This window comes from Paraflavitalea devenefica, assembly GCF_011759375.1.
Taxonomy (GTDB): domain Bacteria; phylum Bacteroidota; class Bacteroidia; order Chitinophagales; family Chitinophagaceae; genus Paraflavitalea; species Paraflavitalea devenefica.
On record NZ_JAARML010000002.1, the window covers coordinates 1,217,403 to 1,240,331 of the forward strand.

Here is a 22,929-nt window from a genome sequence, read left to right on the forward strand (position 1 = left end):
CCTTACAATGAAGAACATGACAATCAAAAGCGCAGAAGAACAGTTTGCACAGTTAGGGTTAAGCTTACCTCCGGCCCCTGCACCATTGGGTGTATACAAACCTTTTTTAATTGATGGAAAGTACCTGTATATCTCAGGTCATGGCCCGGTACTCAACAACAGAACGCTGATTACCGGGCGTATCGGTAAAGACCTGGATATGGAACAAGGGAAGCTGGCTGCCCGGCAGGTAGGGCTCACCATTCTTTCCACCATCCGTACGCATGTAGGCGATCTGGACAGCGTGAAGCGGGTGATCAAGATATTGGGCATGGTGAATTGTACGCCCGATTTCGAACGGCATCCCTATATCATCAACGGGTGCAGTGAATTGTTTGCCGCTATCTGGGGCGAAGAAAATGGGATAGGGGTACGCAGTGCAGTAGGCTTTGGCTCCCTGCCGGATAACATTCCTGTTGAGATTGAAGCAATGTTTGAGTTACATTAATCGCTTAACTTGGGGCACTATGGAAAGATCAACAACAGCCTGGTACACCATCAGCAACATCGCAGGTATTGATTCCCCTGCATTGGTGTTGTACTATGAAAGGATAAAGGAAAACATCCGTTTGCTGAAACAATTGTCGGGCAATATATCCCTGCTGCGCCCGCATGTGAAAACAAACAAGATAGCAGAAGTATGCCGGCTGATGCTGGAAGAAGGCATTACCAAATTCAAATGCGCCACCATTGCAGAAGCAGAGATGCTGGCACAGGTGCAGGCGCCGGATGTATTGCTGGCCTACCAGCCGGTGGGGCCTAAGGCGCAGCGCCTGGCTGCCTTGATCACCACCTATCCCGGCACGCATTTCTCCTGCCTGGTGGATAACAAGGTAGCTGCTGCCAGCTTATCGCAGGTAGCCGTTGCCCATCAGATAGCAATAGATATTTTGCTCGACCTGAATGTAGGCATGAACCGTACAGGCATTCCACCGGGAAAGGAGGCGCTGGACTTGTTTGAGTACTGCCTGGCTTTGCCCGGCATCAACCCGGCAGGACTGCATGCTTATGATGGGCACATCAAAGAAACAGTCCCGGTAAAAAGACAGTTACAAAGTGACAATGCGTTTGCCGGCGTACAGGCATTGGCAGCCACCATACAGGAGCAGTGGGGAATCACCCCCGTCATTGTGGCGGGGGGATCACCCACCTTTCCCACGCACCTGCACCGGGCAGGCGTGGAATGCAGTCCCGGCACCTTTGTATTCTGGGACAGGGGCTACAAGGAGCAGTTGCCGGAGCAGCCTTTTGATTATGCAGCGCTGGTGATCACGCGGGTGATCTCCATCATTGATGAGCATACCATCTGCACCGATCTTGGTCACAAATCAGTAGCCGCGGAAAATCCGTTTCCACGGGTGTACTTCCTCAATGCTCCCGAAGCAACATCAGTAGGGCAAAGTGAAGAACACCTGGTGTTGAAAGTGCCCGATGCGGCTGTTTATGCCATTGGTGAGGTGTTGTATGGCGTGCCCATGCATATCTGCCCTACGGTAGCCTTGTATGAAAGGGCCATTGTGATCAAAGACCATGAGGCCATCGAAGAATGGAAAGTGGTAGCCCGTGACAGGAAGATAACTATATAACCTACTGCCGCAGTCGTTCCTCCCTGCAATTCTTCCGTGCTTGGGGGATGGGAGGGCACTGCGGTATAACCATCCATTATTAATACCATGTTCACCATAGACGCCCACTTAGACCTCAGCATGAATGCCATGGAATGGAACCGCGACCTGCGGCAGCCTGTGATGGCTATTCGTGAGCGGGAAGAAGGACTTACCGATAAACCCGACAGGGCAAAGGGTACTGTTGCATTCCCCGAACTGCGCAAGGGCAATATCGGATTGGTAGTAGCTACCCAGATCGCCCGTTATGTAGCGCCCGGCAACTCCTTGCCCGGCTGGCATTCACCCGAACAGGCATGGGCGCAAACACAGGCGCAAGTGGCCTGGTACAAAGCCATGGAAGCTGCCGGGGAAATGGTCATGATCAACAATGCAGCAGCATTGGAGCAGCATCTCTCCTTATGGATGAATGGAGAACCTAATGAGCAAAAGCCCATCGGGTATATCCTCAGCCTGGAAGGCGCCGATTCACTGGTTACGCCGCAACATCTCGAAACAGCTTACCAATATGGTTTGCGGGCAGTGGGGCCTGCGCATTATGGACCGGGCCGGTATGCCAATGGTACCGATGCTACGGGACGATTGAATGAGCAGGGAAAGCTATTATTGAAAGAGATGGATCGCCTGAACATTATACTGGATGCCACACACCTCTGTGATGATGCTTTTTGGGACGCGATGGATATTTTCCAGGGTCCTGTATGGGCCAGTCATAATAACTGTCGCGCATTGGTCAATCACAACCGCCAGTTCAGCGATGAGCAGCTAAAAGTATTGATTGAAAGAGGGGCAGTGATTGGTGGTGCGCTGGATGCCTGGATGATGGTACCCAACTGGGTGCGGCAACAATCCATGCCGGAAACCATGCAATGTAACCTTGAAAAACTCATTGATCACCTGGACCATATTTGCCAGTTGGCTGGTAATACGCTGCACATAGGTATCGGTACCGACCTGGATGGGGCTTTTGGCAAAGAGCAATGCCCTTATGACCTCGAAACCATTGCCGACCTGCAAAAGATACCCCACTTACTTTCCCAACGTGGCTATGCTGCTGCCGATATCGAAAACATCATGCATGGCAACTGGCTGCGCTTCCTGCGTAAAGCTTGGAAGTCCCTTTAGATCTGACAGGTTTTAAATTCTCCGCAGTGTCTCTCCCCGCCATGCCTGGTGAGCAGGTGGGAGGACGCTGCGGTAGTTTGTTGTTGACTAATCGAAATCGGTTTCGCAAATAAAGCCATCTGATACGGCACTTTATCCCCCGGAAAGACGCAATTTGACAACCATTCGTCTACGATTAATGGGCTATATGAAAAAACGTGTTATTCTTTGCAGTGTATTAGCATTGTTAGCCAGCATCTCCTACACCCGGGCGCAGGGATTGCTGCAGTGCGTGCAGCCGCTATCCGGTACGGCGCCTTCCACTACGCTGGCCGCTCTAAAGCACAGCGAGGCCGGTTCTGAAAAAAATGCCAATACCATTCCTGCTGTGGGCCTGCCATTTGGTATGACACAGTTTACCCCGCAAACAAGGCTCACAGAAAATAAATGCATACCTCCTTATTTTTATAAAGACTCCCTGTTCACCGGTTTCCGGGGCTCTCACTGGTTAAGCGGTTCCTGCACGCAGGACTATGGCAGCTTTACCATCATGCCGGTTACCGGCGCTTTACAAACTACCGTGAATAACTATGCACAGGTTTTCTCCCACCAGCAGGAAGTAACTACACCGGCTTATTACCAGCTCACCCTGCCTGCCGCACACCTGGTGGCAGCAGTAACTGCTACCGCGCGTTGCGGTATGATGCAGTTCACCCTGCAGCAAGATGATAGCTTGTACATCCTGGTAACGCCCAACAGTGACCAGGCGAAAGGTTTTATACAGGTGGATGCTGCACGGGGCGAGGTGTGGGGATACAATCCCGTACACCGCATCTACCAGGGATGGGGCAAGCCTGCCGGGTTCAATGGCTGGTTCTTTATCAAAATAGATAAGGCCATTGCTGGTAGTGGTACCTATGCCGGTGATCAACGCTTTGCGGCGGTGAGCATACAGGAACAAAAAGGCATGGGCGCTTTTGTAGGTTTTGCCATGAAGAAAGGCGAAAAGCTGCGACTGAGGATAGGTACTTCTTTCAGCAGCCTCGAAGGCGCGCGGAAAAACCTGCAGGCCGAAATACCCGGCTGGAATTTTGAGCAGGTAGTGGCCCAGTCAAAGCAACAGTGGGAGAAGGCCTTGTCGCGGATACAGGTGGAGACGGGCCATGACAAAGACAAACGTATCTTTTATACGGCCCTGTACCATGCTTATCAGCATCCCCGTTTGTTCAGTGATGTGGATGGTACTTACCCTGCCTTTGCCGGCAGCGGCGGACTGAAAAAGGTGGCCGGCCAGTATTACGATGATTTCTCCATGTGGGATATTTACCGGGCGCAGTTGCCCCTGCTGGAAGTAATACAGCCTGCCATGATCAATGAGCTGGTGCGTTCCCTCGTATTGAAAGGGCAGGAGGGAGGTTGGTTGCCCATCTTCCCTTGCTGGAACAGCTATACCGCTGCCATGATCGGTGATCATAGTACCGCTGTTATTGCAGGCGCTTATGCCAAAGGCTTCCGTGGGTATGATGTGCAGGCTGCCTACCGGTTAATGCGTAAGAACGCTTTTGAGACAGCCAATCCAACGGACTATAAAAATGGTATGGGGCGCAGGGCGCTGCCTTCGTACCTGCAATATGGTTATATCCCTATGGAGGATAGTGTGCCCGAGGCCTTTCACAAAAAGGAGCAGGTGAGCCGCACGCTTGAATATGCTTTTGATGACTATGCCTTGAGTGTGGTAGCCAAAGGGCTGAATAAGGCGAACGATTATACTATCTTAGAACAACGTGCTGCCAACTACCGGAATGTATTTGATACATCGGTAGGCATGGTGAGGGGGCGTTATGCCAATGGTCAGTGGGTAACGCCTTTCCATCCCGATAAACGCGAGTCCTATATCACGGAGGGCACGCCACGTCAATATACCTTTTATGTTCCCCAGGATGTGCCGGGATTAGCGAAGCTGATGGGTGGTACAGACAAACTGGAGGTAGCGCTGGATAGTTTGTTTGCAAAGGATGAATACTGGCATGGCAATGAACCGGGCCACCAGATACCCTTTATGTACAACTATACGGCTGCTCCCTGGAAAACACAGCGGGCTGTGAGGCAGATACTGCGGGAGGAATACAATGACGGCCCCGGCGGGTTGAGTGGTAATGATGATGCCGGGCAAATGAGCGCCTGGTATATATGGGCCGCTATGGGGCTATACCCACTGAACCCCGTGCCCGGTGAATACATGCTGTCATCGCCCCTGTTTGACAAAGTGACCATTCAATTGCCTGGCAACAAGCAACTGCAGATCGTTTGCCATAAAAAGGACGACCAGGCTATTTATATTCACAAGGTTATACTGAACGGAAAGTCATATACGAAAAACTTCCTCACTTACCCGCTCATCAGGCAGGGCGGCAAGCTGGAGATCTGGTTGCAGCAGGAACCGGCAGGGTGGGGTGCGGCTGCCCATCACTCAAATGGGCGATAGGCGTCCCTTTCGGGGCTGTCTATCTTTGGCGGAAATAATAACCCACTATGAAAAGTGTACAGGGCATAGTGTCCGCCCAATACTTATTACCAGCATTGTTAATAATAGGTGTTCTAACCAGCTGTAAAAAAGGGGGTGGTTCCGGCACGCCTGGTCCTGGTCCCGGTACTGCAGTATGTGCGCCTGCCGGTGAAACTACTACCTTAATTGGCAATGAAGCTTCCTGGCAGTACCAGTATGATAGCAAAGGCAATGTGACAAAGATCATCAAGCTCAATAAATATGGGCAACAGGAGATTGTTACAGAAGTGTTTGCTGATAAAATTATACGCACCACCTCCGGCGCCATTATTAGAACTAACTATAATGCCAATATCTTTGAGGCCTTACCTTCACAGGCACAGGTGTCCCTTACTATAAATGGTGGCGCTGAGCAGACCAATTATTATACCTACAGCTTTTCCTACGATAGTAAAAAACGGCTCAGTAAGATTGTGGAGCATACAGCCAGTGTGCCCAACGACAAAGAGTGGGAACTTATCATCACCTACAATGACAACAACAACGTTACCAAATTACAATATGGGTGGACTACCCATCCCGCAGAACCAGTTACGGTTATACCTGTTACTGCTTATGATGATAAACCCAATCCTTATGCTGCCGTTAAATATTACAAGTTCTTAATGAACAACTATGCCTGGGATAATTATGATCCCGAGCCGGTATTAACGGCATTGAGCAGCAATAACCCACTGGATTATACCTTGAATGCCGGTACTCCCCAGCAATTTAAGCGCACCATGTCTTACGCTTACAATGAGCATGGCTTCCCTACAGAGCGGGTGAATACCAATAAGAATTCGAGCGGGGAAGCCACTTTCAAACAGACCTTCTCTTACAATTGTAAATAACAGCCCCCTATAAATAAAAAGGTGAGTCGCCCCGCTTTTGGGGCGCTCACCTTTATTTACTAACACTGTCAACGGCCACTTTCCTGAGCTACATTCACTTCACTACATTCCAGGCTAGCTTATTATTAATATCAAGGGAATTACATTGCTTTTCTTTCACTCATTTACAGAATTTACATTTATCATCTTATGTATTAAAAAAATACACTTCCCAGGGTAGAATCGTTTTTTTTGTCACTTACAACAAAGTATCTCAACTTGTAGCGGGAGTTATTCATCCTAAACCTAAATGCGCATGAAAAAACTTACTCTTTGTCTTATAGTCATGACCCTTATGACCTGTCTGCAGGCACAGGATCTTGCCCTCGCAGGCCCTTTCGGAAGTATCATGCAACCTGTGACAGGCTGCTCGCTCACTACCGAAAATGTTACCATCCGTATTTTCAACTTTGGATCCACCCGACCTGCAGGTTCTTCGTTCCCTGTAAATTATATACTCAACGGAGGAATGCCTGTCAATGAAACAATTACTCTTGGGTCTGCACTTCTTACCAATTCGAGTCTTACATATACATTCACGACACGCGTCAATCTGTCTATTCCGGGTACCTATATTATCACAGCAACGGTGAGCCTGCCTGGTGATATTAATCCGGACAATAACAGTTATACGAACTTGGTCACCCACAACGCCATTTCCGGCGGCACTGTCAACGGTAGTACTTCCGCCTGTGCAAGCGGTAACAGCGGCACGCTCACATTAGCTTCACATACAGGCAATATCCTTCGCTGGGAATACAGCAACGACAATGGCAATACATGGTATTATATTTCCAATACCACCACAACGCAGAGTTACAGCAATCTGAAGACCACAACCCTTTATCGTGCGGCCATTCAGTATCCGACTTGCGGCATTGTCTTCTCATCCATTGCTACCATCACCATCAACTGTTGATCCATGCGCTATTTCATCAGTATATGGATGCTTTTGACAAGCTACCCGATCCTGGCGCAGGATCTGGCACTCGCCCTGCCTGGAGGTGATATTCTTCAGCCTGTAAGCGGATGCTCACTCAGCAGCGCTGAAAATGTTTCGGTACGAATTTTCAATTTCGGTCCCGATCTCCCTGCCGGTTCCTTTTTTAATGTGAGCTATACTATCAATGGAGGCACTTCCACCACCGAACAAGTAGTACTTTCATCCGGTCTTTTATCTCATTCTTCTTTTACGTACACTTTTGTTACACCGGGTAACCTTTCCGCACCCGGCAATTATATTTTAGATGCTGTCGTGTCGATTTCCGGCGATATCAATCCAACCAATAATGCGCTCAGCGGTCGTGTTGTTACCAATGCTGCCTCCACTGTGGGTGGGGACGTAAACGCCGACCAGGCCATCTGTGGTGTTATCAATAGCGGTAGCCTTTCATTAAGCGGTCATACCGGCAGTATCAGCCGCTGGGAAACCTCAGAAGACGGAGGCATTACCTGGCGTTATGTTTCACAGACCACCACGCAGCAAAACTTCCTTAACCTTAAAACTACCACACGATACCGTGCCGTGGTAAAGAACGGTACCTGTGCTGAAGCAACGTCCTCTGACGCCACCGTCGTCATCATGTGCGCATTGCCTCTTACGTGGATCAGCTTTGAGGCCCGGCGGGCAGGCAACAACGTTGAACTGGATTGGCAAACAGCCAATGAAGTGAATACCAGTCATTTTGTTATCGAACGGGCTGCAGATGATCATTCGTTTCATACTATCAGTACTGTTCCGGCACAAACGCTATCAGGGCATTATCAATTCACTGACCGTGGTGCACCGGTTACAGCATTGGCGTACAGGATCAGGCAGGTAGATCTGGACAGCAGGTATCATTACTCGCCTATACGAAGCATCCTGGAAGTAAGCAGCGCGCCATCACTTGTATTCAGGAATAACCCGGTGATCACTGGTATGCTGTCGTTCGATATGAAAGGATATTCAAATGGAAATGCCGTTATCACTATTTTCGATAGGAGCGGTAAAAAGATAAAATCAGCCGAAGTCCGGTTAAATCAACGTAATCAGACCATTCATATACCAGTACACGGAGTAGCAGCAGGGATCTATTTATTGACCATACAATCAGGGAATTTATTTAAACAGAAGAAATTCATAATATCGCAATAGAGAGTAGCAGCGTAAAATAGGGGAGAGATCTGAAGTAGTTGTTGCTGACATAATTCAGGAAGTTCGGTATCCCGCCAGGGACACCCATAAAAAAAGCCTCATAAATTCATTTACGAGGCTTTTCATTTTCAGTACCCGGAACGGGACAAATATTGAACCAAGCTGTGACGGATATAATAGTTTTCAGCGATCTGCCAGAGTGACAATATTTAAAAAGGACAGAATAACTAAATATTTAGTTATTCTGTCTTTCTCTTCTTGCTTTGCCAATTATTTCATTTACCCGGGTTATCATTGCTTCAAGATGCCTGGGTTCTGGTGGTGCACCAGCCCTTTCTTCCGTGTGAGTATGCCCCTCAATGATAGCAGAAAGTTCCTCGTAGATACTTTCTATCTCTTGTACAAGCGTATGATCCCAGTTTATTCTTTTGAGGGAAGTAACCAGTACTCGATCTGTCCACCGCTTTATAACTTCCTTAAATAAGTAGTGAGGAACTACTTCTTCAATTGTACGGCGTAATTCGCTCATTCCCCTGCGAATTAATTTTTCCTGTTCAGACCCTGTTGCTGCATTTGCTTCTACCAGGGTGCTTGCAGCTTTTTGAGTGTTGCGATATTGAGGAGTAAGGTCAGGGCTATCATCCAGCGAAACTACCCCAGGTCTACCAGTGCTGTCTCTATGTACCCAATGAGTTAGTATTCCAACATGGGCCTCTTTTGCAGCCGCTACAAGCATATTCAGAAATACAAGATCATGGGTAAATATTATAACCTGTCGTACTTTTGACTCATTTACAAGCCGTTCCGCAATTTTTTCCTTTCGGTCATGGTCTTGTGATGTTACTGGATCATCTACTATTATTCCTGCATTTGCTGGGTTCAAAGCAACCTCTGTTAAGAAATCAGCAAGAGCAATAGCCCGTTGTTCCCCCTCACTTAAAACTCTTTCCGGGCTATGTCCGCCCTTCATAGATAAAGATTTGACTGTCTGACCACGGCTTCCCTGTGTTCTAAATTCTACCGGAAGATCACATTCCAACAACTCACATTCTTGTGAAAAGCGTTCCTGATAACCTTCTGCAATAAGAGAGGAAGATAGTTGTGTTTCCTTATCAGTTATTGGACGGGGATTAAGACTGCGTTTAGGTACATCAGAAACTTCTCTAATCCATTCTAAATCATTAATATAGATTTCTATATCAGGCAAAAGCTGATTCAAAACCTGTTTATGTTCCAGGTTAATGCGTTCTGCCTCTAATGCTTGTAATGCAGCTTCTGCTGTTTGCTCTCGCAAACGGGCAATATCAGTGTCAATTTGCGTAGTAAGTGCTGTATATGAATCAGTTAAGTCGATAAAAGCGGCAGTTGGTATTTCTCCTGCACCAGTCTGAAGTACCTGTATTATCGTATCACGGTCTGCCTGAAGAGTTTGTAACAACTCAGTTGTTTGCCTTGACAAGACAGGATTCAGGCGTTCAACGTGATCTCTTACTGTCGTGCTTTCCGAGAAAAATTCCAGATTAACTGCTTCAATGGCTCTTACGGTACCGTCAATAACAGCGCTGGCCTGCTCCATTTGACGTTTGGCGTCACTGGCAAGAAATCCCCAAAATCTTTTAATGAGATTGATGGATGCTTCACCTAATGGTCTATGACATAGTAAACAATGGTCTTGCTCTTGTGGGTAATTAGTTGATTCTGTGTTTGCAAGAGCTTGCGCAGCAGACAAAAAAGCTTCCCATTGAGTTGTACCGATGCTCTTAAAAAAATCGGTGCTGAATGAGCCTGCACCATTTTCTGCTACCGCTTTGGCTTTGGTGATGAAGTCATTTAGCTGAGCACGGTATTCTACTCTCTTTTCTTCTGTCAGCAATGCGCTTGATTGTTGTAAGTTGTTTATTAACAAATTAATATCACGTTTTGCGCCTTGTAATTGTATTATAGCACCTGCAACAGACTGAGATTGTAATTCCCTTATCTGGCGCTGAACTTCTTCCAGCCTTGCCCGCTCCATATCTCCAAAAGCAGCAAGGTTTCTTAGAACGGTTAAATCCGTATTGGCACTCAAAGAAGTAATGAACGTGGAAACAGGACTTACAGGCCCAATAAAACTTCTTGCAAAGGTATTTTCCTTGGTTTTACCCGTAATATCAGTGGCAAGGCGAGTGGATAAAAGCCCATAGGCCCTGGCCATTTCTGGAAAAACATCAAAGCCGGCTGGCCTAAAACGTAATGGGCCCTGTTCAACCAAATGATTGCGAGCAACTGGAGTATCAAAAATGGATATTCTCTTTAGCTCTGTATTTGCGGTGTTGTCTCCAATAATAAAGGTAACCTGTTGATTTCCAGAGCCAGTATTCATGATGATTTCAGCACTCGGCCGGGGTTGGTCGATGCTATCATCGTAAATGTTCGGCAAAACTGTATGCTGCATGCGGCTAAAGCAGATATTGGATAATACCCGTACTACCCCGCTTTTGCCCGCACCATTTCTACCATAAATAACAGTAAGGCCGTTTGAAAAAGTTAGTTCAAAAGTTGGGGGTAGGGCGTTGACGGAGCGCAACGCACGAATGCCGACAAGTAATACTGGTACGGGGCTCGCTGTTGCTGGTCTTCCAGTGATAACCTGTGGAACCTCAATATCAATGGGAGAGGAAGCCAGATTATAATCTCGTAAAAATAATTGATACGCCTGCTCGATTTCTGCATCAGCTATTCTACCAGAGTGAATGATACGGCCAAGAATATATCTCTGCCACGGCCTGAAATTTTGAGCCCAGGTATCGAGCTCCTGCCATATAGTGGTGGCTGAGGGAACCGCAGTACCGTTATCTGGTACAGGGGAATCATTCTGATCTTCCCTGATTGCGCTTATGCTATCCGTCATCTTATATCTTTAATGTATGATGTAGTTTGTACACTAACGTGTCAGTATAATGATACACGCAAATTTATAACGTAACTACTCTGAATACACTAACTGTGGGAAAGCTTATCTTATATCAATTATAAGGATCGGGGGAAGGGAGTTGAGCCTTTACTCACCTTCCAGTAAACAGTATTTTAAGTCCTGCGCGTCTACCGAGTCTCCTGCCTGGGCGATGCTTCTCGCGCGGGAATTTCGCAGGAAAATAACAAAACACCTAAAGGTTGAGTTATTTTACTCAATACATTGAGTAATTTGTAAAATATGTTTGAGCGACCTCATTTACAGGTACTTGTGAAAACCTGCAAGCGCCAAAGAAGGTAACAATCTTGTCTGCCTTATACGAACTGATTTGTCCATGTAGCTTATTGCGCGGCTCCCCACTAAAGTTTTTGTTGCTATGTAGATTTTTTATAATCTAAAAACAGCTTGAATCCGTAAATCCTACCTAATAAGCATTTGGAGTCATGAAAATGATGCCAAAATAGCCAATTTTTTAATTGACAAGTGTATCAATACATGGTACACTTGTTGTAAATTTGGGCATAATTGAATGATACAGTCCATTAATCACAAGGGCTTACGGCTTTTCTATGAAAAAGGAAACGGCTCAAAGCTTCCGGCTGAATATCTGATGAAGATTGCTTGGGTACTGGACGCACTGGATGCTGTAACGTCAGAAGACGATATAAAACAGCTTGGATCGGGCATTCATAAACTGACAGGAAATATGGCAGGTTTCTGGTCGATAAAAATCAGCCCTAATTACCGGATCGTATTCCGGCTGCAAAAGGGCGATATTTATGACGTTGACTACCTGGACTATCATTAAAGGAGGAAAACACTATGTTGAAACGAGGATTACCCCCATCACACCCCGGCGCCATCTTGCGTGAGCTTTTTATGAAGGAACGCAATTTGACTGTGACGGAACTTGCAAAAGGTTTAGGCATGACCCGAGCCAATCTATCTGCCATTATCAATATGCGCGCTGGAATAAGCCCGGAAGTAGCGGTAAAGTTATCCGAGGCTTTCGGTAATTCGGCGGGGTTCTGGATTAACTTACAAAACAATTATGAACTGTGGCATGCGGAGAAAAAGGTCAAGCGTTCTTCCATACAGCATTTTCGCTTGCCGGGAAGCAGCAGGCAAACGGCCCACACACAGTAATATATCGTGCATCACTTCTGCGGCACGAAGATCTGCTTCAGTTGTTCTATCAGCACCTAACGGCCTGCGTTTTTGTCTCATTCTTTCTACAAATCGTCTCATTTTTAAACCCGGCGGCTAAGCAATAAAAAATGCGATTAAGGAGGATGTATTGTCCGGCTTTGAATTCACCTAAAAACTCCCGGATTTGTTTTACATTCATGCTGTTTTATCACCTTACTAACTGTTTTTAGCGGTAATGGAGCATTCTAACGAATTGTTATTGCCTGGGGATGATGAACAGGCTTTTACCAAACTGTATGAGCTATACTGGGAAAAGTTATATGTTATTGCCCGGAACCGGTTGAACGATCGGGCTGTTGCTGAAGATATAGTACATGATGTATTTCTGGCCTTATGGAAAAACAGGAAAAATACCAGCATCCGTTCCCTGGAGAATTATCTTGTCACAGCAACCAAGTACCTGGTGCTGACACACATAAAAAAGAAAGCTTACGCAGAGAAATACGTGCAGGAAGCTGGTAAGATGGCCCATCCATCGTTTGATAGTACCCTGAACGATGCCCTGCACCACAGAAGAATACTTGAATTGGTACAAAAAGAAATTGATCTGCTGCCTGAAAAATGCAAACTTATTTTTCAATACAGTCGTGAAGAAGGAATGAGCGCAAAGGAAATAGCAGCAGTGCTCGAGCTGAGTAAGAAAACGGTAGATAACCAGATCCAGAAAGCCTTAGACCGCATTCGCGGGCGATTAAAACAGGTACTGTCTTCCCTATTCTCGCTATTACCATAATTTTTCAAAAACAGGTAGAAAATAGAAGCCCCCGGAGTTAATTACATAACTCCGGGGGCTATGTCAGTATATTTTATGGTCTGCTACCATCCAAAGTTTTGTACCAGCATCCCTCCTCCCTTATCAATTTCGTTTTGAGGTACCGGCATGAGGTAGTGCCGGTCTAAAAATACCCGGTTTTGTATAACTACCGGCTTATAAAACACGGCTACACCAGCCGCCTCGCTACCTGGGTCAAGCCCGGTGGCCTGAAGTTCTGCCGAGGTAGGACGTGCATTGAGGCCATGCACCGGGCCATTGTCTACGGTTTTGGCAATCAACCAGCGGCGCACATCCCAAAAACGTTGTCCCTCCAAAGCAAATTCCACACGCCGTTCATTCCTGATCCTTTGCCGCATTCCTTCCTGGGTATTATCATTGGTGCCGGCAACAGGCAGCGCGGGCATTGACACCCTCGTCCTTACCTTATTGATGGCATCATACACCTCTTGTGTAGGAGCATCCAGGTACTCATTCATGGCTTCTGCATAAATAAGATAAATATCAGCCAGGCGGATCACGGGGAAATTCCTGTTGGCGGTACCGCTCCCTTTCATGTTTACCCCCGGGTCAGTCCACTTTCTCCAGGTATACCCGCTTTCACAGTTGGTACCCGTTTTGGGCCAGCCATCGGAAGCGCCTCCGTTATTCCCAAAATAGGCATACTTAAGGGGTCTGCGATGGTTGGCCGAGTCCCACCATGTATAATGGAAATTAATACTGGCATAAAAACGCGGGTCCCGGTTCTTGTACATATTTGAAACATTAGTGGCCTGCCGGAATGCTTTCCCATCCCAAAGCTTCCCATTCCAGGAGCCGTCTTTTTGATACCCGGAATTGGGATCGGAAATGGGCAGCCCATTGTTCATCTCATAAGCGTCTATCAGTTCCTGTAATACACTGTATTTCCCGGATCCGCCTGAGCCTTGAGCATCCTTGCCATTGGGCTGAAGATTTTGATCAAGCTCCCGCGTGGTGCCTAACAACAATGGCAAAATGGTTTCTTTATACTCGCGCGAAAAGAACAGCCGTGCATAATTGTCTATTGGATTGGAAGGGTTGGGATTGTTGAGTGCATAAACATTCATGTCCAGCACAGCCTTGGCAGCATCAGCAGCTTTCTTCCATTTTTCTTTATCATAGGTTTGCGGGAACAATTGTGTGCCGTCTGTATTTTTTACAGGGGCATATAGGGTATTCCCGTTAAACAGGGGACTGGCAGCATATACCAAGGTGATGGCTTTTAATGCCATGGCCGCACCCCGGGTGATCCGGCCCGTTTCCCCCGGGTTATCAGTATAATCAATAGGCAAAACCGGCGCAGCCTGGTCCAGCTCTGCTACTATATAACTTACTACCTCATCTACGGGCCTTCTGGTCTTTACACCATCAGGGATATTGACGCTTACATCTGTGATGGTATCTCCCAAAAGCGGCACTGCGCCAAAGCGTCTGAATAATTCAAAATACAGCTTAGCCCTCAAAAACCGCACTTCAGCTTTATATTGAGGGATCCTTGCCTGGTAGTAATCTGCCCTGTCCTGTGGTATAGGCGTCTGATCAATATTCTTCAGGAAAATATTGGCCCTTCGTATAAATTGATAAGCCGTTGTCCAGTTACTCAATGTATTATCCGTTGGTCCCCAGGCCCCGGAGTTGAACTTTAACTCAGGAACACTTTCCCAGTGGTTTTTACACTCGTCAGTACAGGCGCCGGTGTTGGTATTGCCATAAACATCTGTGGAATTGGTAGCCAGTGAAGTGTACATATTGGCCCAGGCCCGCTCTGCCGTAATAATGTTTTTGTAAATATCTTTCTCTGTAACAATTTCCTTGGGCACCACATCAAGGTATTTTTTGCAGGATAGGACCAGCAGGCAAAGCAGCAGTAACGTATAAAAAAATATATTGCGTATCATGTTGATCTGTTAAGGTTTCAAAAGATGTTACCTGAACTATTAAAAAGAAAAATTAAGACCTGTATTAATTACCCGTTGCTGCGGATAAGTACCCGTACCACTATTGGCAATTTCCGGGTCAAAAATTTTCAGTTTATCCCAGGTAACAAGGTTAATACCGTTTACAAATACCCTGACATTATTGAACCCTATTTTGGTAAGCCAGTATTTAGGAATGCTGTACCCTATTTCTACTGTTTTTAAGCGCAGGTAATCGCTGGAAAAGATCCAGAAGGTGGAATTTGCCTGGTTATTGGTATTGTCTTGTGAAGACAGGCGCGGATACTTATAATTGCCATCCGGGTTCGACGGTACCCAATGGTTATCCTTGACCTCGGCCAGGACACCCGCAAATCTTGAAAAGGGGAAAATACCTGATCCATTCACCAATAAAGAGCCGCCAAGAGCGCCCTGGAACAATACACTAACATCCAGACCGGCATAATGATAGGAAAGGCTTACGCCCAAAATAGAAGTAGGTTGGTTCCGTTTTCCGGAAAGATAGCCTGCATCAACTGTGTTAATGATCCCATCTCCATTGATATCCTTGTATTTGATATCCCCCGGTTTGGTATTTCCAAAAACAGACTGAGAAGGGCTCTTGGCTATATCTGCGCTATCTCTGAATAAACCAATGGCTGTATAGCCATAAATGGATCCTATTTCTGTACCAGCCCTTGCCTGCCATTCTCTGCCGGTAAAGGCTGGTTGGGCGTAGTAAGCTATTTTATTTTTTACATAGGAATAGTTGACCCTTACTGCGTATCCCTGTTTGCTAAATTCTCTCCGGTGCTCAACAGACACATCAAAGCCATGTTTATTAACAGTAGCGGCATTCAAGGCCGGGGCATTGGCCAGCCCAACAGAGGCAGGGATCAGTTCAGAATAGACCAGGATATTTTCCCGTCTTTCATGGAAATACTCTGCTGTCAGGTTCAGGCCGCCTCTCCACAGCCCCAGGTCCAATCCTATATCCGTTTTATAACCTTTTTCCCAGGTCAGCACAAGGTTGGGAATACGCACTTCAGCAACACCTCCATAACTGTTCCCGTCCCGGTTTACACCAAACTGGTAGCCGGAAGCGCTGGGATTCCATTGGCTTAAATAAGAAAACCGTACCGGGTTACCATCATTGTCCCGGGGCAAAGTAGAGGAACCTGCTATACCATAGGACCCTCTTATCTTTATCTGGTCAATAAACCCAAGGCCATCGCTCTCTTCGATGAATTTTTCCTGGGCAATATCCCAGCCTGCAGATACGGCAGGAAAAAGCCCGAATCGTTTCCCGGCAGGAAAGTTCTCTGCGCCATTATAGGCCGCCGATACCTGCACCGTATACCGGTTATCGTAGTTATACATGACACGCCCAATAACACCCTGGTTCTTAAAAGGAAGCCCGCGAATGGCATTTTCGCTGCCGCCGCCTATCGCGTCAAAAAAGGAGGACTGGGTATAAAGTGCCATGGCCTGTATCGTATGCTTTCCGATAACGCGGTCATAATTTAAATAGGCCTCCAGGGTACTCCTTCTGCTTCCATTGGCGCCTACATTATACCCCAGTGTATTGTCCCCGTTTTCGATAACCTGGTAAGTTCCGCTGGCAGCGGGGTTAGTCACCGTATCGGCTATTACGCCTGGCTTTAGTCTGTAAAGGAACGTCCTTCTTGATAACGGACGGCTTACATTCCGGTAATTGGTATTGTCGAACGAAAACCGCACCCTTGAGCTCAGGCCGGGAAGAAAGTACCGCATATCCCACTTGAAACCGGCGGTGGACTGGAGGTTGGTTTCAAAATTACGCTGGTATCCCGACTGGGTTAGTAGTGCATAAGGCGATGCTGGTCCGCTGGTGAATGCTGCCGGGCTGCCATCCGGGTTGACAATAGAATACCACCAGGCAGGTGTTGATTTGATAGTGGCAAAAATATCACTGGCATTGGCCCCCGGATAATTCCGGTCTCTTACAATGGCGCCCAGCCCTAACTCCATACTCAGATCTCTTGAAATTTGCAGGTCAATATTCGATCTGAAATTATACTTATTAGTAACGGCCTGCATATTATAATCTTCGATCTGGTCTTCATACTTATACTGCCCGTTTTGCCTTAAGTAACCCATGGATACAAAGTACTTGGCAAATTCATTACCTCCGGTTACATTAATATTCGCCTGCTGCATTAATGAATAGGGTTTTAACATGGCATCTACCCAGTCCACATTAGGATAAACGTATTCATAAGCAGGCTTGCTTCTGTCACGATAATACTTAAGTACCGAATCTGTATATTGTATGGCAACCGGTAATCCATCATTGATCAAGCCCTCGCGGTACATGGTAAGTCCATCATAAGCATCTGCATATTTGGGTAATCTGGTAGGGCTTTGCCAGCCGTTTTGCAGCGTCACACTTACCCGGGGTTTGGAAAAGCTTCCCCTTCTTGTGGTAACCAATATGACCCCATTGGCGCCATTGATCCCATAAATAGCAGTAGAGCCTGCATCTTTCAGGATGCTGATATCTGCAATCTCATTGGGATCAACATCACCAAAAGACCGTTGAATACCATCCACCAAAATGATCGGGCTGTTATTGCCGGTGGTACTTAATCCACGGATATAAAGATTGGCCCCATCGGCACCCGGCTCCCCACTGTTTTGCACGGTGATCAGACCCGGTAAACGCCCGGCCAATGAGTTGCTGACATTAGCCACCGGGCTCTGACGCAATTCCCTGGGACCAATAGAGGCAACGGAACCTGTCAGGTATTTTCGCTTTTGCGTACCATATCCGATCACCACTACTTCTTCATTACTTTTTGCCTGTAATTGCAGGATTATGTCAATAGGAAACCGTGTGGTGGCCATCACTTTCATTTCCTGCGGAATATAGTTTACATAACTTATTACGAGAGTAGCGCCAGCTTCCGGAACAGCTATTGAAAACTTGCCGGCATTGTCGGTAACCACAGATATGGGCGTTCCCTTAATGCTGATAGTAGCGCCCACCAATGGCTCTCCGATATTATTATAAATGGTACCGGTTGCCTGAATATTGACGGGTGGGGGCATCTCCCGCGTAACCGGCTTTTGGGACAAGGGTACTTCTCTTCTTTTTACTACTACTATATTGTATTTTATCTCGTAGGTAAAAGGTTGGTTTTTAAAGCAATGGTCCAGGACATCCCGCAGGGGGGCCTTCATTACGTTGATGCTTACAGGCAATTCGTTTTTCAGCAGGTTTTCGTCATATACAAAGGAGTAACCTGTTTGATCTTTGATGGTCTCAAAGATCGTCTGCAGCTGAAGCTTATTGCCTTTCAAGGTTACTGTTTGCGCATTAGTGCGGGCACTTGTCTGTAACGTGGCGGCAAGAATGAGACAACTCAAAAGTTTCATAAATAACAATGATTTAGCAGGCATGAATTCAGGAGCCCTGAATTCAGTAGAAATCGGGGGAAGATGCATATCTTCGTAATGTTTTGGAGTTTAAAATTGTTTGTAATTCCGTCAAGAAGTTGTAAGCAATCAAATCCAAAATGTTCGCCGGAGGTGTAGCCGCACTTCCGGTTTTATTTTGGTCTGGCCTGTTTTCTTTTACACTTTCATTGGCATCCTTTTATCGTTAAAAATTATTGAGGCAGGACCGTAATTTTCTTCCCTTTTATTTGAAAAGTAACAAGGCCGGTAGTTTCAAGCACTTCCAGCAACTGTTTAATATCTTCCGTCCTGGGAAAGACGCCGGATAAATAAGTCCCGTCCACATTTCCTTTGTATTCTACTTCTGTTTCGTACCAGCGCGACAACTGCCGCATGATCCCCTTTATGCTCATTTTTTCAAACCGGAACTCCCCGTTTTTCCAGGCAAGCGCCTGCCGCATATCCGCTTTGGCAAGGGTAAACCCTGAATCCGTTTTTGTGAATGTTGCCTGCTGACCAGGCGCTATAGCTGCATTCCGGCTATTGTGCCATAGTTCTACGCGCCCCTCAACCAGTGTAGTTTTCACCACCTCTTCATCACCATAACCCATAATGTTAAACTTGGTGCCAAGCACGTTCACCTTCATATCATCCTTACGGGTGGTATGGACAGAAACGGTGAAAGGTTTTCTCATCCCTTTCTCTGACAAAGCTGTTGTTACTTCAAAATAGCCCTCCCCCGACAGATATACTTCACGGCTGCTTCCTTCAAATACGATGGGGTAGCGTAATGAGGATGCCGAGTTGAGCCATACCTTGGTGCCATCCGGCAACGTCACCTGGTGTTGACCACCACGCGGTGTTATGATCGTGTTATACAGTACCGCGCCAGCCTGCCTATGCGGAGTACTAGCTTTATATACGATAGCTCCATCTTCCGGTTTAATGATTTGCAAACCACCTTCTGCTCCTATAATGCCAGCGCCAGCGCTGTCCAGCACAATCCTTCTCCCATCTGCCAAAATAAGTGTTGCCTTATTACCCCCAGGCACAATGGTGTCTTCCGCAATAGCAACAGCGCCGGGATCAGTAACAGCAGGTCCAGCGTTTTTCTTACTAAAAAAATAGATGCCAGTGGCCAGCACAGCCGGTATTGTAATAGCCGCCGCAAGCTTCAGCAACCTGCTGCGTCTTTTTTGGGCGGTCTTCAGCTTGCGGATATTTTCATCCAAACGTCTCCGTATCCGTTCACGCACCTGGCTGTGAAGTTGTTTCAAGTCAGCTTCAGATAGGGCACTTTCATCGTTAAATGAATAATACCAATCATTTACCAGTTGGCACTCTTGTTCGGTAGCGTCTCCACGCAGGTATTTTTCTATAATATGTATCGGTAGGCTCATATGTCTATATATAGTATATCCAGGAAGTAGTTATACCTATTCCTCTTTAAAAAAAAGAAAAAGGTGAGCCGCCCCGCTTTCGGGACGCTCACCTTACTTATACTTGCCAAGGTCAACGGTCTAAATTCGGGGGTTGCTAACCCCCGAATTGTATATGCCTGATATTCATTACAATCACTTCTGCGGCACGAAGATCTGCTTCAGTTGTTCTATCAGTACACCGTTGCCATTTACACTGATATTGCTGATCTTATCGGCGATCTTTTCCACGTATTCCATCTCCTTCAGTTTCCACAACATCGCATTGTCTTCCATCAGCTTGGCTGTGTTCAGCAGGCTACGGGTGCTGGCAGTTTCTTCCCGGCGCATAATGGTATTGGCCTGCGCCTTCTTTTCCGCGATCAATACCTGGTTCATGATCTCCTTCACATCGCCCGGCAGGATGATATCACGGATACCGAAACCCGCCACTTCTATACCCAGTACAGTGGCTTTTTCTTTCACCTGCGCCAGGATAAAAGGAGCGATGCTCTCTTTCTTTTCCAGCAATTCATCAAAACCAAGGGTGCTGATGTATTCACGCAAAGCCAGTTGAAAGGAAATGTACAATTGCTTGTCGTATTCCTTGTTCTGCAGCAATGCTTTTTCTATATCGGTCACCTTGTACTGTGTCCAGGCATTGATACGCAAAGCCGCTTTGTCTTTGGTCAGTATTTCCTGCCCGTTGATCTCCAGTTGTTGCTGGCGGGTATCCACCTTGTTGACATAGAGGCTGATGCCGTTCTTATACCAGAAATATACCCCACTTGACAATATCTTCACAAATTGGCCGTCTACAAACAGGAGAGCCTGTTCATAGTTCTCTACGCTGATGCTACGCATATACGGCGCTACCAGCTTATGCTGAATGGTAGCACGATCAATGTTTTCGGTGATATCTATCTTGCTGGTATCCAGCCGCACAAAATCATGCGCTACCACACTTTTCCAGAAAGTGTAACGACCGGCAGTCAATACTTCTTTCAGCAGACCGTTTTCGTAGTGCACTACGATCTCACTATCTTTCACTTCCACCACCTGCAGGGCTTCTGCCAGGTGGCTATCCTGCAACAGGATATTCAGTTCCACGGGTGCTATGAAGGGTTTGGTCACCTCGTAAATGTTTACTGCCGGGTTGTCCCAGAACCAGTAATTCCCTTCTTTCAACATACGCTGGTATACACCACGCTTAAATACCAGGCCCACTTGCCAGGCATTTACTGTTACTTGTTTCATGTCATCTGTTTTAAGGTTTATTCTTATTCACTGCAGTGTCTCTCTGTGCCGTGCGTCTGTGCGATGGCAGAGGACGCTGCGGTCTTCTTCTCAGTAAAATAAAGCCGGCATTACTGCCATCCGGTAATCACGGAGAGGGTAGTGTAGCCTGCTTAAGGACACCAGTTTGTTTGTGTTTTGCCGCCCCGGTTCGTGTCTTCACGAACCAAGGCTGCACAAAGTGATGCCCGCCACAGACGCTTACTACCGCCTGCAGGTGTTTACCGGATTGCGCCTTGCTGTATACAGGTTTATCCAAAAGGAAAAGGCGTAAGTACGGACTTACCTGTACCCTCAGCAAAGCTGCCGGCAATAACCCCGGCTTTATAAAGGCCACCATTTGAGAAGCGGTGTACTTCTTTGTCTCTACATTAACTGTGTAGTGTTCTAACCAACTGAACTACCCATGCTAAGTGGGGTGGGATTCGAACCCACGCATGTCTGTTGCTCTAACCGCTGAGCTATCCCGCCAAGGGACGGGAAAGGGAATCGAACCCTTGACCTACAGTGTGATTGGCTGGTATAGCTTGTTGCGCAACAGCATACAGTAAGCTACTGCTCCTGCACTGTGATGCTTCTTTGAAACATGCACCCGGGTTGCTTTTCAACAGGTATATACCAGTCTTGCCGTGAAGCAAGCTTTTTAGTCTCTTTATACTCAGACCACTTTATCTGCACAACAGGAACTCGCAAAAGCGTAAGGCTTGGCCCTGAAGGCAAATCCCATTCCCATAATATAGCCCATGGCATCTTTCAGGGCATGGTTACTTTTAAAGTTGGGATTGGTGTTGATGTCTGCATGCACTTCCATATCTATACTGTAAGTAGTAAACAGGTCGCACAACTGGTAGGCTACCTCGATACTTTTACCTACCTCCGTCAGCATCCGTTCTTTCACACTCATGGGTTGCCGGGAGGTGTCGCTCAGTACGTACATAAATCCTCCTTTCCCCTTACGGATGAATACGATTACGGTGGCGAATGCGGTAGTACCTGCCCTTACCTGGCTATCGGTACCGATGCATACCTTCACTTGATGCCCTTTGGCTGTTTCCCTTGCCAATACCGATCTTACTTCTTCTTCGATCGGGCGGCGGATGGCAGTACCATCCAGCCGCTGCCATTGCTGTTCCATTGTATTGTGTTTTAAGTTTCTCTGATTAGATCCATTTTCGTTTCATTAATATTTTATTCCGCTTAATCTTTTAAATCTTGGTTCAGGCACAAAAAAGCCCGGTCGTTTTTTACGACCGGGCTTGCTGTTCAGTGATACTGTTTCAGGCAGTATCATACTGTTGAGCAAACGGTCGAATGGCTATACTCTCCCTGTTTGATATACCCCACATACCCCGTTGAATATACGCACACTGGTTACTGCCGGGGAATGAGGTGCATTCCCGGAGGCTGGTATACGTAGTATGGAGCAATGATGGTAGCTTCATTGAATTTGTTTATTCCCCGCAGTGTCTCTCAGCCAGGCTTTGTGTGCCGGGGAGGACGCTGCGGTCATTTAACAAAAAAGCCCCGCAATCTCTTGCAGGGCCTGTGTTATCGTGAATTCGT

Annotated in this window: 17 protein-coding genes and 1 tRNA gene; 10 read left to right on the forward strand and 8 right to left on the reverse strand. The window is 46.8% G+C overall.

What is annotated here, in order from left to right; genetic code table 11:
• Nucleotides 1-7 precede the first annotated feature (7 nt).
• The 7 genes from HB364_RS14345 to HB364_RS14375 all read left to right on the forward strand — a co-directional run bounded on the left by HB364_RS14345 (nucleotide 8) and on the right by HB364_RS14375 (nucleotide 8,343).
• Entirely contained in the window at nucleotides 8-487 is a 480-nt protein-coding gene (locus HB364_RS14345) for a RidA family protein (protein ID WP_208419955.1), read from the forward strand.
• Between the two features lie 19 nt (nucleotides 488-506).
• Nucleotides 507-1,625, forward strand: coding sequence for a D-TA family PLP-dependent enzyme (locus HB364_RS14350; protein WP_167288758.1), 1,119 nt, complete (start codon nucleotides 507-509; stop codon nucleotides 1,623-1,625).
• 87 nt (nucleotides 1,626-1,712) lie between these two features.
• Entirely contained in the window at nucleotides 1,713-2,789 is a 1,077-nt protein-coding gene (locus HB364_RS14355) for a dipeptidase (protein WP_167288760.1), read from the forward strand.
• A gap of 187 nt (nucleotides 2,790-2,976) precedes the next feature.
• Entirely contained in the window at nucleotides 2,977-5,253 is a 2,277-nt protein-coding gene (locus HB364_RS14360; RefSeq protein WP_167288762.1) for a GH92 family glycosyl hydrolase, read from the forward strand.
• Between the two features lie 47 nt (nucleotides 5,254-5,300).
• Complete coding sequence (locus tag HB364_RS14365) at nucleotides 5,301-6,167, forward strand: hypothetical protein (protein WP_167288764.1); 867 nt, start codon at nucleotides 5,301-5,303, stop codon at nucleotides 6,165-6,167.
• Between the two features lie 295 nt (nucleotides 6,168-6,462).
• A complete protein-coding gene (locus HB364_RS14370) occupies nucleotides 6,463-7,125 on the forward strand; it encodes a hypothetical protein (protein ID WP_167288766.1) in 663 nt (220 codons plus the stop codon).
• Nucleotides 7,126-7,128: 3 nt separating this feature from the next.
• Entirely contained in the window at nucleotides 7,129-8,343 is a 1,215-nt protein-coding gene (locus HB364_RS14375) for a T9SS type A sorting domain-containing protein (RefSeq protein WP_167288768.1), read from the forward strand.
• 235 nt (nucleotides 8,344-8,578) lie between these two features.
• Here the strand turns inward: HB364_RS14375 and HB364_RS14380 are convergent, their stop codons facing one another.
• Nucleotides 8,579-11,233, reverse strand: a complete 2,655-nt coding sequence (locus HB364_RS14380; RefSeq protein ID WP_167288770.1) for an AAA family ATPase — start codon at nucleotides 11,231-11,233, stop codon at nucleotides 8,579-8,581.
• Between the two features lie 592 nt (nucleotides 11,234-11,825).
• On the opposite strand from HB364_RS14380, the gene HB364_RS14385 reads away from it, so the two are divergent.
• From HB364_RS14385 to HB364_RS14395, 3 genes are all read left to right on the forward strand, one after another.
• A complete protein-coding gene (locus HB364_RS14385) occupies nucleotides 11,826-12,104 on the forward strand; it encodes a type II toxin-antitoxin system RelE/ParE family toxin (protein ID WP_167288772.1) in 279 nt (92 codons plus the stop codon).
• A gap of 14 nt (nucleotides 12,105-12,118) precedes the next feature.
• Nucleotides 12,119-12,442 carry a HigA family addiction module antitoxin gene (locus HB364_RS14390; RefSeq protein WP_167288774.1) on the forward strand — a complete coding sequence of 108 codons (324 nt, stop codon included), beginning with the start codon at nucleotides 12,119-12,121 and terminating at the stop codon, nucleotides 12,440-12,442.
• A gap of 238 nt (nucleotides 12,443-12,680) precedes the next feature.
• Nucleotides 12,681-13,238 (forward strand): RNA polymerase sigma factor, encoded by a 558-nt coding sequence (locus HB364_RS14395; protein ID WP_167288776.1) that lies wholly within the window; start codon nucleotides 12,681-12,683, stop codon nucleotides 13,236-13,238.
• Between the two features lie 83 nt (nucleotides 13,239-13,321).
• Here HB364_RS14395 and HB364_RS14400 read toward each other — a convergent pair whose 3' ends face one another.
• The 7 genes from HB364_RS14400 to HB364_RS14430 form a co-directional block, all read right to left on the reverse strand.
• Nucleotides 13,322-15,196, reverse strand: coding sequence for a RagB/SusD family nutrient uptake outer membrane protein (locus HB364_RS14400; protein WP_167288778.1), 1,875 nt, complete (start codon nucleotides 15,194-15,196; stop codon nucleotides 13,322-13,324).
• 39 nt (nucleotides 15,197-15,235) lie between these two features.
• A complete protein-coding gene (locus HB364_RS14405) occupies nucleotides 15,236-18,631 on the reverse strand; it encodes a TonB-dependent receptor (RefSeq protein ID WP_167288780.1) in 3,396 nt (1,131 codons plus the stop codon).
• A 233-nt stretch (nucleotides 18,632-18,864) separates the two neighbouring features.
• Nucleotides 18,865-20,052, reverse strand: coding sequence for a FecR family protein (locus HB364_RS14410; RefSeq protein WP_167288782.1), 1,188 nt, complete (start codon nucleotides 20,050-20,052; stop codon nucleotides 18,865-18,867).
• A gap of 174 nt (nucleotides 20,053-20,226) precedes the next feature.
• A complete protein-coding gene (locus HB364_RS14415; RefSeq protein ID WP_167288783.1) occupies nucleotides 20,227-21,327 on the reverse strand; it encodes a slipin family protein in 1,101 nt (366 codons plus the stop codon).
• Between the two features lie 453 nt (nucleotides 21,328-21,780).
• Nucleotides 21,781-21,834 (reverse strand) — tRNA-OTHER (locus HB364_RS14420).
• 190 nt (nucleotides 21,835-22,024) lie between these two features.
• Nucleotides 22,025-22,501: a ribonuclease H-like YkuK family protein gene (locus tag HB364_RS14425; protein ID WP_167288785.1), complete on the reverse strand. Its 477-nt coding sequence runs from the start codon at nucleotides 22,499-22,501 to the stop codon at nucleotides 22,025-22,027.
• A 142-nt stretch (nucleotides 22,502-22,643) separates the two neighbouring features.
• A complete protein-coding gene (locus tag HB364_RS14430; RefSeq protein WP_167288787.1) occupies nucleotides 22,644-22,808 on the reverse strand; it encodes a hypothetical protein in 165 nt (54 codons plus the stop codon).
• Nucleotides 22,809-22,929 lie beyond the last annotated feature (121 nt).